General features: G+C 34.4%; 9 protein-coding genes. All 9 read right to left on the bottom strand.

Features of this window, described 5'->3' with window-relative positions; all coding sequences use genetic code 11:
* Nucleotide 1: 1 nt before the first annotated feature.
* The 9 genes from WCX87_RS02465 to icmH all read right to left on the bottom strand — a co-directional run bounded on the left by WCX87_RS02465 (nucleotide 2) and on the right by icmH (nucleotide 14650).
* A complete protein-coding gene (locus WCX87_RS02465; protein WP_345980456.1) occupies nucleotides 2-1189 on the bottom strand; it encodes a tetratricopeptide repeat protein in 1188 nt (395 codons plus the stop codon).
* Complete coding sequence (locus WCX87_RS02460) at nucleotides 1190-3838, bottom strand: DUF2235 domain-containing protein (RefSeq protein WP_345980455.1); 2649 nt, start codon at nucleotides 3836-3838, stop codon at nucleotides 1190-1192.
* On the bottom strand, nucleotides 3831-5174 hold the full coding sequence (locus WCX87_RS02455) for a tetratricopeptide repeat protein (protein WP_345980454.1): 1344 nt from the start codon (nucleotides 5172-5174) through the stop codon (nucleotides 3831-3833). The genes WCX87_RS02460 and WCX87_RS02455 overlap by 8 nt, the downstream gene beginning before the upstream one ends.
* Nucleotides 5171-8044 (bottom strand): type VI secretion system tip protein TssI/VgrG, encoded by a 2874-nt coding sequence (tssI, locus tag WCX87_RS02450; protein WP_345980453.1) that lies wholly within the window; start codon nucleotides 8042-8044, stop codon nucleotides 5171-5173. The genes WCX87_RS02455 and tssI overlap by 4 nt, the downstream gene beginning before the upstream one ends.
* 102 nt (nucleotides 8045-8146) lie before the next feature.
* Nucleotides 8147-8671 carry an Hcp family type VI secretion system effector gene (locus WCX87_RS02445; protein ID WP_345980452.1) on the bottom strand — a complete coding sequence of 175 codons (525 nt, stop codon included), beginning with the start codon at nucleotides 8669-8671 and terminating at the stop codon, nucleotides 8147-8149.
* A 97-nt stretch (nucleotides 8672-8768) separates the two neighbouring features.
* Complete coding sequence (locus tag WCX87_RS02440; protein WP_345980451.1) at nucleotides 8769-9614, bottom strand: serine/threonine-protein kinase; 846 nt, start codon at nucleotides 9612-9614, stop codon at nucleotides 8769-8771.
* Complete coding sequence (locus WCX87_RS02435) at nucleotides 9611-10288, bottom strand: PP2C family serine/threonine-protein phosphatase (protein WP_345980450.1); 678 nt, start codon at nucleotides 10286-10288, stop codon at nucleotides 9611-9613. Before WCX87_RS02435 ends, WCX87_RS02440 begins: the two co-directional genes overlap by 4 nt.
* Complete coding sequence (gene tssM, locus WCX87_RS02430; RefSeq protein ID WP_345980449.1) at nucleotides 10288-13767, bottom strand: type VI secretion system membrane subunit TssM; 3480 nt, start codon at nucleotides 13765-13767, stop codon at nucleotides 10288-10290. The genes WCX87_RS02435 and tssM overlap by 1 nt, the downstream gene beginning before the upstream one ends.
* A complete protein-coding gene (gene icmH, locus WCX87_RS02425) occupies nucleotides 13760-14650 on the bottom strand; it encodes a type IVB secretion system protein IcmH/DotU (RefSeq protein WP_345980448.1) in 891 nt (296 codons plus the stop codon). Before icmH ends, tssM begins: the two co-directional genes overlap by 8 nt.
* Nucleotides 14651-14659 lie beyond the last annotated feature (9 nt).

Here is a 14659-nt window from a genome sequence, read left to right as displayed (position 1 = left end):
CTTATTTAACCCCTAATTCTTTTAATTTACGTTGGGCAGCTGCATCATATTGTGAACCTATGTTTAAGGATTTTTTATACCATTCAATAGCCTTTTCTTTATCTTTTAAATCATATTGGTATAAATATCCAAGCCCGTATGCTGCATCTTTATACCCTCCTTTATGTGCTTTTAAAAACCAAGAGACAGCGTTATCATCCTCTTTTAAATCTTGGTATGTTAAAGCTATGCTAAAAGCACAATCTAGGTTATTTAATTTTTCATACCCTTGGGTGTACCAGTAAATTCCTTTTTTATAATCTTTTAATATGTCAACATATAAAAGCCCTAGTCTTGTAACAGAGTCTTTACTTCCTAGTTCAAAACCTTTTTTATACCACTCTATAGCTTTTTTATAATCTTTTTTGTCCTCTTCATAGTATGTACCTAAAGCAGCAGCACAGCCACCGTCACCCATTTTGTAACATTTTAAAAAGTAGGTATTGGATTTATTTATATCATAGAACTCTTTTTCTTTATAGTAAAGCACCCCTAAGTTAAAGTAACCTCTAGAATTTCCAAGCTCTCCAATCTTTTCAAAGGTTTGTACGGCTTTTTCATATTTTCCCTCTTTTCTATAAATCTGCCCGACGGCTAGAAGAGAGTAAACATTACCTTTGTCTGCTGCTTTTTGGTACCACTTGAGGGCGTTTTTGTAGTCAAGTTTTCTGTCGTATTCCACTCCGAGGTTATGTGCAGCTTTTACGTGTCCTGCATTTGCTGCCGTTTCATAGTAAGAAAACGATTTTTCGGGTTGTTGTAAAAAGTGTGAGTAAAGACTTCCAAGCTGAGCGTAAGACTCTATACTTCCTTTGTCTGCTCCTTTTTGGAAATACTCTTTGGCTTTTTCGTAGTTCTTTTCTCTAACATAGTAAATACCTTCACAATTATAGCCTTGAAGCTCTCCTTGTTTTATGAGAGTTTCATAGCTTTGAAGGTCAGCAGGGGTGTAGCTTGTCTTGTTGCATTTTTCTATGTCGTAACTGCTCTTTTTGAGTTCTACGGGTTTAATGTGAGCACACCCTGACAGAACAAGAAAAGCAAGTAAAAACATCGATCTTTTATTCATCATCGCATAACACTTTTTTACAGTTTCTTCGTTGATATCAAAATTTCGCAGGTAACGGATGATGTGTTCTAGTTCATACATCTATGAAAAATCTTTATAAGGAAACTTTTTACCTTTTGAACCATAAATAACCCTTTGTCCATAAACTATGCTGTAGCCCTCTGTCGATGGAGGATTTGCTATAGAATCTTCATTTGAAGAGTGGTGCAGATATTTTTGTTTTAGTTCAATATGTCGCTCTTCTTCTAATGCTCTTCCGGTTTTCAGTGTGTCATATAACTTTTGTAAATAATCTGTATCTTGTTTTTGATTTTTAAATTTATACTTATCCATAATATCAATAAAAGGCACATCTACTCCCTCAGCGACTGCAGCATCGTGAAAAAGTTTCAATGTTACAAGTTCATATTCCCATGAGAGGTGTGTTCTATGCATATAAAAAGTTCTTTTTCTTTTCCCTGTTATTAATTCTAATGAATTTGAAGGTAAGTAGTCCTCTTCATAGAAAAATCCTGTTTTATGAATATTGTTTGATGTATATATCTTTTTAAAATCAGATTCTTTTGTGACAAGCTTTTTGTCAATCCAACCATATTTATTGTTCCATTTGATAAAGTCGTAATATCGGGCTGGTCTCATTAAAATTGTTTTTTCCGAGAATCTGACTTCCTTTGGAAACATGACTGTTTCATCTGCGGGAGAATTTTCATAACCACCGCCTACATCAGCATGAGCTCCCGGGACAAACCACTCTTTAAAGTTACCTTCGGAATGCAGTATCCCCTCATAACTGTTTTCAAAAATAGAGTGAGCTTCAAAGTTGTAACGATATTCATCCATCGCCATAAGATGAAAAACTGAACCTATTTTATCTTTATTGAAATGTATGTTTAAATCTTTTGAGTCATTGCTTTGCATTAAACCAAAATGGGTTACGGTATCCCCTATATTTGCATGTCGAAATGATATACTACTTATAGCGATATTTGCTTTTTTATAATAAGGATTTTTTATAGGTACCTCTGCACTTCTACCACCTGCATCAACTGTAACAGTTATACTTTCAACATCTGTGCAAAGTGGATTGAAGTAGTGTCTGTTGGCTATTTTGATATATACACCGTTATCTCCTGGAAATAAACCGCTAAAGATATTTTTTTTCTCAACATCACAATTGAGTGCATATTTTTCATAACCATCTTTTTTTAAGAGTTCAAACCCTTTCATGATCGTACAGATAAAGTGTCTTACTTCTGTCGCTCCTCGGCTGAAACCAAAAACATCTAAAACAAGTTCATCTATATGAGATATATTCTTTTCTCTTAGTTGTTCTACTATCTTATCACATGTGTAAACGATATGTGCTTGTACACCTGTTATACCACCACCTAAGCCCAAACCAATAAATGAATCATTATCAAATTTTTTTCTATCTACAGGATCAATCGTTCCTGACCCTGAAGCATAAAGTTTAAAACGTCTCAAAGAGTGTTCATAAACTTTTTTATCCTTTTTTAGTATCAGCCTATCATCACCTATATAATGTTCATACAATCTTTTTACATTTGTGTAACCATTAATATAACTGTCGTTCGTACCACTAGGGAGAAGTTGATTGATCACAAAGTTTTTGACCTCTGCTGAAGTGCCCTTAACATCTGAATTATTATTCCACCAGTCACTCAAACGTTCACCAAAACTCTCATCTTTATTTGTCAAGGTGTCTCGCAACTCATATAAAAAGTCAAATACCTTATCACTATGTTTGGAGGCTTTATCGCTCCCAAAATTGTGTTTTTTTGTAGAACTTTCCTCAAAATATCTTACATCGGTAATGATCTCATCTCGGAGCATATTCATAATACGAGGAGTTTTTTGCGGATCTGGGTGGGTTGCTATATAATCTGCGAAAGTTTTATAAGCATTTTCATTTCTTGAATCTAATTTATTTTTATAAGGTAAAAAATTCTCTTTTATATATTTTGTTTGTTTATTTAAGTAAGTTTTATAATCTTGGTAAAAGTTTATATTGTACATATTGTTATTTGTACCATCAAAAAACACACCATATTCTACTCTTACTTTTGGTATCAGAGAGAGTGTTACCTGATCTTGATAATCTACACACTTATACTCTGTTATACGATAGTTTTTATCCAAAGAGGCATTGTAAACATATGGCATAGATATTAAGACATACGGGTTTTGCTCTTTTTTACTTGGATTCTCTTTTTTTAACTGTGTAAGCTCAAGTGAGACCATCGCTTTACAATCTTGTAGATTTTTTTTCAGATACGAGACATTTTTTTTCTCAGAGCCTTTTTTATCTGCATTGTTTAAGTTTTTTCTAGCTTTATGGTACTTTAAAACATAGAGTATATCATCTGTACATGTAACATTATATGCAGGGATAGAAACAAGATGGATAAGTTTGTTCTTTATAAGAGTTTCATTGGGTGCTAAACTAAGGGCTTTAGAGACTTGCGTTTTCTCCTTTTCTACCGCTTCAAGTAGGATCGGAGCATATCTACCCTTTACGGCATCAAGCACACTCACATCATCATCGAGTGAACCGGCTGCTTTTAAAGCCTCATCTTCACTAACGATCATATATGCAAATCGTGTCCTATCATCTTGTTTACACAACGTACCATCAACATTTTCAAATGATTGTAAGTGAACTATCTCATCATTATTATAATAAACATCCCCTTCATAGCGTTTACTCATTGAGTTCTCCTAACCTTTTTAGTTGTTTTTTTGCTTTTTTATGTCCCTGAGCAGCTGCTTTTTTATACCACTCTATCGCTTTTACTTTATCTTTTAGATCATCTTCGTAAAGAACTGCTAGATTATTCATAGCTTTTACATATCCCATATCAGAAGCTTTTTTGTACCAGATGATTGCATTTTTAAAATCTTTAAGTGTTACATGATATAACATAGCCAAATTAAATGCACTCTCTGCATCTCCCATCTCATACCCTCTAATATGCCACTTGATTGCTTTGTCATACTCTTTAAGGTCTTCATCATAAATGCGTCCAATTGAACGTGCACACTCTTTATGCCCTGTGTTATAGCATCCTTTTAAATATTCTATAGCTTTATTATATTGTTTAGTGGTTTTTGTATAGTATGTCCAAACTGCAAGGTATCCGTCTTCTAAACCTAAATCCCCTACTTTTTTATAGATTTTTAAGGCAGTCTCTTCCTTGCCATTTTCTCTATATATATTTGCTAAATTGTAAAGAGATTTCAAATCCCCAGATTTAGCTGAGGGGATATACCAAGGTATCGCTTTGTCATACTCTTTACTTCGCTCATACATATTCCCAAGGTTATGAGCAGCTTGCATATTTCCTGCTTTATATGACTCTTCATAGTAGTGTATAGATTTTTCAAAGTTGTATTTGTAGTAATAGTAAAAATTTCCAAGATAAAAGAGGTTTTGTTTATCTCCTTTCTCTAAGCCTTTTAAAAATGCTTTCTCTGCATCTTCATACTCTTTTAAACTATTATAGTAAAGTCCTTTACACCCGTATGCTTTTACATTTCCTTGTTTTATCTCATCATCATAAAATTTTAATGTTCTTTTTTTTGCTTTACGTTTATCTAAAAACTTAAACCAGCTCTCATATTTGACTATCGCTTTTATACCCCCAATTTGGCAGGTACTGTCTTTATAATCTTTTATTTTCTCAAAATATGGAATCGCTTTATCGTGTTGTTGTAGTGCTTCGTTGTAGATTCCCGCTAGGTAGTAAGTGGCTTTTTTATCTCCTTTTGCTACATTTATTTTATAGGTTTTTATAGCTTTGTCATACTCTTTGTTTACTGCATATATACCTGCTAAAAAGTTTACGTTATCTATGGTTGAATTTTTGTCTGTTTTTTCTTGAAGACATTGTATATATTCTTCATTTGTTCTCACACTATCTTTACAAAGGTTTACGGTAGGCTCTGGCTTTAATTCTTTTAAAAATCCATCTATATCTATGTTATCTTGGGCGAATACACCATTTCCTATAAATAGTAAACTGATTAGTATTTTTTGTATCATCATTTTTTCTCTTTTATTTTAACTTCATCACTCTCTTTTTCATCATAAGTTAAACAAGCATGAGCCGCATCTTCAGGTTTACCATCTATATATGCGCTAAAGTTTATCTCATGTACTTTTTCTTCTTTAAGGTTATGGGTGATGGTCTCTTTTCCATTATATTTAGATACTGCTTTATCTTCTACTGTCCATCTGATCTGTTCTAGTTCATCTGGTCTTGGTTCATCAATATTGAGTTTTGCAATACATTGTCCCTCTTCGGGAGGAAGATAACTCTCTGCTATATTTTCTACTTCAAGATAGCGTTTTAGTTCGCTCACTGCATACCCTTCATTTTCAGAGTCTGCCACATAGCAGTGTACATGAGCAAACTTGTAGATGTTATCTTCTTGAATGTTGACCGTCATAGTGAGACCGTCTTCGGTTATTTTATCATTCATCGGGTTATCACTCAAGATATCTTTGTCGGCTTGGTCATTGTTTTTCACAAATGTCCAGATAAGCTGCGATTTTTGTGTTTCGGTCAACTCTGTTTTTTGTGCCCAGGCATCATTCTCATACACCTCTACCGTTGCTGTGAAAGTAAGCACGTCTTCTATGCTGCTTTGTTTTGTGACATCTACGCTCAGACCCGTAACGCGAACTTTATTATACACAGGTTTCTCTATAGTTACTTTAGCTACTTCTGCGGCACTTACTCCGCCATTACCCGAAGCCGTGTCCACCGTGGAAGCTTTTAGGTGTATGCCGCTTGCATCTACGGTAAGAACCGAACCGCCGCATTTTAAAGAGATACCGTTTTTCGCTACGATCTCATACGTACCCGTCGTGTGTTTTTCAGTTTTTGACTTTACATGTAAGGCGTTTGTCACATCAAGTCTGTAGTCTTTGCCCACTTGCACGAAGAGGTCAGTCAGGAACTTTTGTTTGACATCTTTATGTACATACTGATGTAAAATGCCTTTTACTCTCGTGACCATATCTTTTTCCACTATGGTTTTGTGGGTTTGCTGTACGACCGTGTTGAAGTCTTTGAGTACATGAAGCTCTTTGTCCTCTTTTATCGTATGTATTTCCTCTTTTTCCACCACTTTTATGTCATTTGCCTGTACCAGTCTTGTGGAGTCGTTACCGACAGTGAGAGTAAAGTTGTTTTTTGTCGTATGCTGTTCGTCATTTCCGACAATGGTTTGGGCATCATGATCTACAACGACTGTATAGTTGTTTTTTACGTCAAGTTCATGGTTTTTTTGTGCTCTAAAGTAAAGCAGCTCCTCGCCTTGCTTATCTTCAAAACTTATTTCATTGTAGCCCATCTCATCATCATATGCAGGAAGAGAGTAGGTTCTTATGTAGGATTTTGTTTTATCTTTTGGCAGATTGTACGGCAGTTTGTTCTCACCGTTGTAAAGCGAACCTATGATAACCGGTTTGTCGATATCTCCGTTTATGAAACTTACGATGACTTCGGAGTTTACCCTTGGTAAAAATTGTGCTCCGTAACCGTCACCGTTGTAAAAACCGGCAAGTCTGACATAACAAGATGTCGTTTTATTCGGCTCAAAATGAAAGAGTACGCGGATACGTCCTTTTTCATCTACATCTATCTCGTTAGCATGCTCGGACGTTTGGCTTACTCCCGAAGAAACGATGGCAGTCTGAACAGAATCAACTCTCGGTTTTCCAATACTCTGTAAAGGTTTATAGAGTACCTCTTTTGGTATTGCCGTAAAATATACTTCATACTGAAGTTCCTCTTGGAACTCTTCTGCTTCTATGTACTCTTCCAATGCGTTAGGAGACAATATCTTATATTCGCATTTTAAAACAATGACATCGAAGTTTTTAACTGCTTTTTCATCATGCAGTCCTATTGCCACTCCATCATGAATGAAAAGTTCTTCGGAAGTTCCGCTTACTATTCTCGACTCGCCGAAAGAGGCATATGCATCTATTTTTGAGTAGCGTTTAAGATCTTTAAACAGAGATTCATCGAGAGTATTGAGCTTATCTCTGAGATTGTATTTTTTCAACTCGGCACGTAGCTGTTTAGTTGTGTCATTATCCTTTAATGTCTCGGTATCCAACATACTTCCAAAGTCGGTCATCATATCTAAAGAGGGTTTCTCTTCATCAAAATAGTTTTCGACCATATGTGACGCAGCGAATTTTTTTGATAAGTTAAAGTTAGCGACTGCAGAGTTTTCAACGACTTTACAATGCTCATTGAGCTCACAAAGAGTGAAGATGAACGGATCATGTAAAAAGTCTTTATCTTCATAAGAGTAATGATAAAGAAGGCTATAACCCTCTTCTTCGCAAAGCATTGTTATAAAGTCAAGATCACTTTGATCATACTGGGTAGTGTACTCTCTCATCGGAGCTTTTGCATTATCGGTTTTATTGTCTATTTTTATATTGAGCAAAGAGCCGTAACGGTTTAACACCTCGGTGATAATATCACTCGCCTTTTTATCGTGATAAATTTCATATCGATTATTGAACTGTAAATAATACAACGGTGAAACAACCTGCAGTTCATACATGTACTTAGAAGCGACTACAGAGTTCTCTGCCGCTTTATATATCTTTGCGTATATCTCTTTATGTTGATGAGAGTTTTCGTCTTTGATCGTTACCTTAACATCCGTATCTACGATATCTTCGACCGATATAGGGTGTGACGAAACGAAAAAAAGGTCAAATACATAAGGCTTGCCGACTTCACTTGTACCGTTTAATTTATATACATTGAATGACTCCCCTTGAAGTTGTTTTAAAACTAATGTCGTCGAGATCTTTTGATTGATCTTATTAGTCAACTCTTTGGTAACTTTCTTAATACCGTTTTTTAGCAAATCCGTACTTGACATGATAACCACCTTTTCTATATAAAGTTTAGTATAAAAAACTTCCAGAATTTCTATTTTTTATACTAAACTTTACAGTTTTACAGGGGTGACCCCTGTAAAAAATTATGCCATTTTACTGACACCCATTCTCCAGTCATCTTCTCCAGAAGTTGACGCAGTTTCATGTCTCCAAGTGATCTTTCTGTATGCAAACGATACTTTTTCCATTGGAGCAACTTGAGAAGTAGCACTACCAGCTTCCATACCCATTTCTGAAGTAATACCAACAATAACAGCATCTTCTAATAGCATAGTAAAGTAATGTTCAGGTTTACCTTCATATGAAGTTCTATACCACTTCATTTCTACTTTTTTAAGAGTTTCACCCTTTGTCAAAGCATTGTATAAAAGCGGTGAAGACTTGTCGATAAGTTTTGTAATAGCTAACGGTTCATGAACTCTTTGTCCGGATGGTTGTCCAGACTGAGGGTCTCTTGGGATTTTAATTGTGTGACTAAACTCTTTTACAAGACTTTCATTTTCATGGCCTTCTTGGTAAGAATTACCTACTGATTCCGGTGTAAAAGCACCCTCAGTCATCAAACCTTGTGTACTTCCTTCAATTGAAATAAAGATTGGATTATTCATTTTTGATTTCCTCTTAATTAAATATATATAATTTAGTCAAAAACAGTTCAATTAGTCGCTCTTTGGAGCATATAAACATATTTTTAACAACCTCGCCCTAAAACAGAAACTTATATAATACTGGTAATCGATACCTCCTTTTTATGGGATTTATTCTCAAAACATCTATAAACCATCTTCGTAGAAAAAATGGGATTTTTTCAGAACAGTTATGCATGGTCAACGGTGCCGTTTCTAGTTCCATACTGCTTTCTTTAAAAGGCAGCTCTAAACTAAATATTTCATAAAGCGTCACACCAAGTGAAAACATATCCGATGCTATGGAAGGAGTTTCTCCCTGTAATACTTCCGGAGCTGCATATTTTGGGTTATAGGCTTTTATTTGGTTGTAATTGAGTCCGAAATCTTTAATTTTTTCGATTGACTGAGATATGCCGAAATCAAATAAGACAACTTGTTTGTCTGAAGAAAGCATAATGTTTTTAGGAGTGATATCTGCGTGTATGATTCCCTGAGAATGAATGTAATTAACTGTACTAAACAACGTATCAAATAGATCTACTTTCTCTTTATGCAACATATTGTACAAAGGTATTTTTTTTAGTAATGAGCCTTCTAAGTACTCCATGACGACATAAGGAATTTCTGTCTCATGATCTATACCAAAGTCATATACTTTTACAATATTTGGATGAGATATATCTCGTAAATAGGTATATTCAGAATAAATAAAAGCAGCAATATCCTGTTTGTCCAGTAAGTTTTCATGAGGGATTTTAATAACTAACTTTTTAGGATCGTTAAAATACTCGCTATAAATATCTTGAACTTTAAAAAGTACGCTCATTCCACCTATAGCCAGCTGTTCTATGATGATATAGCGTTTGTTAAAAATACCGGAATGGTCGTCATAGATTCTACGTAGCGTAAATTGTTCTGTCATGACACACCGACCATTATACCGGTGAGGTTATCACTGGCACTGCTTGCTAATACTGAAGAGGTAAGGGACTTGAAGCCTCTCTCCAATATTTCGTCATTCATCGATCTTTTTATTTTTTGATTATCTGCATAAGCATATAAACCGTCACTGCACAATAAAAAAACATCGTTTTGTTTAACTGTAAAGCGGGTGACATCTATACTGATATCACCCGGTGCATATAAAGCATTTGTCAATACACTTCGTATATTTTCCTCATCTATCAGATCTCGAGTATGATCCATGTTGACTAATGAAAGCCTGTCATTTCTTAAAATATAGCATCTAGAATCGCCGGCACTTATACAAAGTGCACTGTCTCCTTGTATATATAAAAGTATTAATGTAGTTCCTATTATGGCTTGCGTATTTAACATAGCCACTTTCTTATCAAGCTGTTGTTTAACCAAATGTATTGTTTGAATAATACGTTCCGCATTTTTTTCAAAATTTAAATTCAACTCTAAGACCTCAAAACTATCCGTCGCCAAATGACTAGCAAACAACCCCTCTTCATGTCCTCCCATACCATCACACACTATCCATAAACCTTTGTTGTCATCAGCATAAAGAGAGTCTTCGTTGACTCTCCTTTGATGTCCCGGGTGCGTAAAAGAAAAGCTGTGTATTTTCATTAGATATTTTCACTTAATTTAAAGTTGTCAAACAGTCTGTCTTTTTCTGTGATATTGCTGATATTGCCTTTTAAACTAATCGAAGCATTATCATCATCTTTTCCGTTATATATTTCAATCACGTTATTAGAGACTGTTTTAACATTTAATTTGTCAATTAATTTAAATAATGCCCAGTCTCCTTCAGCCGTAATGTCAACCACTTTTTTACCGCTGATATCGTATAGTTTATAACTAGCTTGCTGTATATCAGAAGTAGTTTGTACAGGCCAGTTGTACTGAGTATCTCTTACTGCTCCGTGTTCATAGATCAATTTATTTGCAGCATAATCCAACTCCATAGTCGCTAAAGAATGGTCTAGTTTTCTTGGCGTCAAATAAAAAGTAGTCGATAACTTTTGACCGTTGTCGCTAAAGAAAATATTTCTTATTCTAAAGGCACGCAGGACATTTTTCATCAGATCTAAATTAAAATCGATACTGCGACCATCTATATTTTTACTTTTATATGTCTGATAGGTTATTTTATTGATCTCTACAAACGGTTGAATATATGTCTTAAAGAAGCTGTCAAAGATACCGTCACTTTTGAAAAATGAACTCAAATCTTCAAGTCTTACCGGCTGATGTTCGGAAGACTTGTGGAACGGATATCTATCTTGTATCTTTTGTTGGTAGAATGCCCATACATTTTCTTCATACTTCGCCTGAATATAATCTTTCATTTGTAAGATCAGATAATCCCAATTATGATTTAACGTTTGTCTAAACCAGCGATTGACATCAAGCGGTAAAGCGGAAAAATTCTGCACAATCGGTTCGACTTTTCCTTGAACACGACCGTTTACTATCATGAAAGCTTTTTCCTGAGGATTGACTGATGCAAAAAGATCATTCATTTGCTGAAATACTTTATTGAGAACGAGCATAGCATTTTCAAGGTTTGGTGCAGGAGTACCATCATCTTTTAAAAGATCATGATACTGCTTAAAGAAACTACGTACAGTTTTAATGTTCGTTACCAATTTACTGGTTTTTATTTTATTTTGAGCTGCTGCCTGAGCCACTTTACTAAGTGATTGATCTCCCTCTTGAGCTTTTTTCAAAAATAGTTCTTCAGGAGTATAGATATTTGTATTTGTCTTTATCGCTTGCAGTATAGAAACTATAGGCGAGTTTGCTAAAGAAAGTACTTCTAACTGATTTCGTAAACCACTTTCACTAAGTAATTGCGGGACGTTAAGATCGCTGATCGCATCTATCCAATATCTTTTATAATCTTTAAAATACAAACTCAATACTTGAGCATAAATATCATCAAGCTCACTTTGTGTCAACTCAGTTCTTGTTCCTAAAACCCAGTTATTTTGTAGAATTTCTTTGATATAACTTTGTCCATTAGCGACAATAACCTTTTCAAATCCCTGTTTTGTATAAAGCCCTGGAATTTGATAACTGTTGCCTTTGAAGACATCTACATTAGCACCCAAGACCTGTTCAAAACTAAACGGCTGCAAATTCGTTTTTTCATTCGCCATCTGTCTTAATTCATCATATACGATGACGACATTTGCTTTGTTATACAATACCGAACGAGCTGTTTTTAATGTTCTCTGATTTAAAGAGTAAGGCTTGAAACCAAGGTTTAATAAGTTCTTTAAATGCATATTCAATGCCTTTTGAACACCCGGTTTATTCGGATACGTTTTAGCCCAGATCTCACCCATAGCTGTTGTCAAATACTCTTTTTTTCTATGTTGTTCATCATGCAGCATAAGATATATCTCTGTATTGCTCCAAGTTCTTTTATAGTCGGAAAGGTTTGAAAGAATCTGATCATTCAGACTATTAGCGACTCTTGGCAGTAAAATATTTGAAAGTGTATTTTGGTAGAGATTATATAGTTGAACGGTTCGTGGTTTTACATCGTAAAAATTCAATCTATAGAAACTATCCGACATCTCATGTTCGTATGAAGTTTTTATATCGTTCATCTCATTAAGAATAGGCAATATCTTTTCATAACTGTCTGAACTTTTCACTTTGTTTTGTTGCATTGCGACTTGAGTGACTCTATCTTCCAGTTCATGTAATGCATTATTATGAGACACAAAATCACTGATCCATAGTAAAGCAAATAATACCACTGCAGCAACTGCGCTGATTATGGCGATCGTTTGTCTTTTTTTGTTGACCTTTTTGAAGTTTTCATCCATTTTGATAAGGTCGGATTCAGGAAAAATAACGTCTTGTAAAAGCTTTTTAATGAAATGTCCGCGAGAACTTCGACCGGTACTTAATTTATTATCATCTTTTTTAGATAACAGATACGATGTTTTACCTTCTTGATCTTCCGGAACAGAGGTAAAATATATACCTCTGAGCATTAATGATTTTCTATATCTTGTTTGTGCAAAACAGATATCAGTAAACATTCCTATTTTTTCAAAAATACTGCTAAATTCATCAGGGAACAAAAATATTTTTGTACGGGTATCTTCATCCCATTCGTGGTGAAGTTTATCTATGATAGAACTATTGATACGTTTTAAGAGTTTCTCAAGTTCCGGTCTTACTACGGTCGTGTCAACATTCATTGCCGGATCATCGAAAGTAATTCCTAAAACTTCCTCTTTTTCTTCTTCACTTAAAGAGGCAAAATATTCGTTATATCCGACCATATTATCAGATTTCGTTATAATCAAATATATCGGTATACTCGATACAAAACCATCTGAAAGTTCATCAAATCTATCTCTTAGATCTTTTGCATATTGCTCAAGTTCTTTTTCACTTTTTTCTATAAAAGTATTTACACTTATATTTAAGATAATACCGTTTAATGGACGACGCAGTCTTTTTTTAGCAAAAAGTTTTAAAAACCCTTTTTCCCAAACTGTGGAATCAGATTCATCAACTGTCTGGTTGATATATTGCCCCGGCATATCTATAAATATGGCATGTTCTGCGAAATACCATAAAAAGCCTTTTGAAGAACCCTCCTCTTTTACGCTTCTATGCTCATAATTGATATTAAGAGGGAAGTCCAATCCTGAAGCTTCAAGAAGTGTTGTCTTTCCTTCCTGTTCTTTCCCCACTAAAAGATACCATGGCAGTTCATATCTTGCACGTCGTTTGTTTTTGTAAAGTGTCGATTGTTTCAAAAGTTTAAGAGCTTCATTAAACTTGAATTTAATATCTTTTATTTTTTCATTGACAATCTCTTCTTTTGCCTTTTCTTCTTCTCGTTTTTCTTTGTATTCCTTCAATTTTTTTTGCGTTTGTTCTTGCAAAAAGACAATATAAAGCAGAACGAAAATCGTCATTACAAAAAAGAATGAAAATGCGATAAGCAGTCTGTATGTCCAATCTTTGTAAGATTCAAAAAAGAAAGGAAAAATAAAGATAATAACCGATGTAATAATGGTTGTTATTACTAATGTCCAAAAGACACCGCTTTTCAATAAGGATTTAATCATTTTTGTATTCCTTTCTGTACTTTTCTAAATCAAAAGTTTTTTCCGTTAAAAAATTAGAATTTTTTTCTTTATTTATTAAACCGATGAATTTTGTATCTTCAGCAGATAATCCGATAGAGAGACCGATATATACGATCATCAAAAGCAACACACTGCTTAAAACGATTGTCGGATATGAAATGAGATAAAAAAGCCTATGCCTAAGTGTGGAGGGATTGTGTTTTGTATAAAACTTTAACGGTTCTCTTCCCTGTATAATCTTGATCTGTTTGTAAAGACTTTCCCTTATCATATTCAGTTCATGTTTATTTGTATTATCGATACGGTACTTCCCTTGAAAACCTAAAGATAAACAAACATACATCAGCTCTAAAATATAGATAAATTTAGCGGGAGCCTTCAAAAACTTATCTAGTAGTCTAAAAAAGTTTTCCCCGCCATAGCTTTCATTATGAAAGATTCTTAATAAACTGTTACTAGACCAGTTGTTTTCTTGACCAAAATATGTCGTATTGATCAATTCGTCGATAAAGGTACATAAGATATATCTTGATACTAATGCCTGAGATTCTTCAATCTTGTATTTCATAAGAATATCCGTATACTCGTTCATACTGTCAATAAAAGATTGACGGACTTCGTGTATCGGTCCTACCTCATAACTGTTTTGAACAATAGCGAGTTGTTTAAAGATACCCGATGATGCCAACAAAAAATAATTGGTATCTTCATCATAGTACGGTATGTCTGTTCTACTCACATTTTTTACAAAGTTCAAAGCATTATTTCTATAACTACTGTAATCTTCTTCTCTGCTTGAATTAAAATTTGTCAAGTTCTTCTCATTTGGTGAACTTGGAATAAGTATTGTTTTATTGCTCATAAATTTCTT

The sequence above is a fragment of the Sulfurimonas sp. HSL3-2 genome, assembly GCF_039645965.1.
GTDB classification, from domain to species: Bacteria; Campylobacterota; Campylobacteria; order Campylobacterales; family Sulfurimonadaceae; genus Hydrocurvibacter; species Hydrocurvibacter mobilis.
Note: the sequence above shows the minus strand (reverse complement) of the source record. Positions and strands in the feature narration are given on the sequence as shown.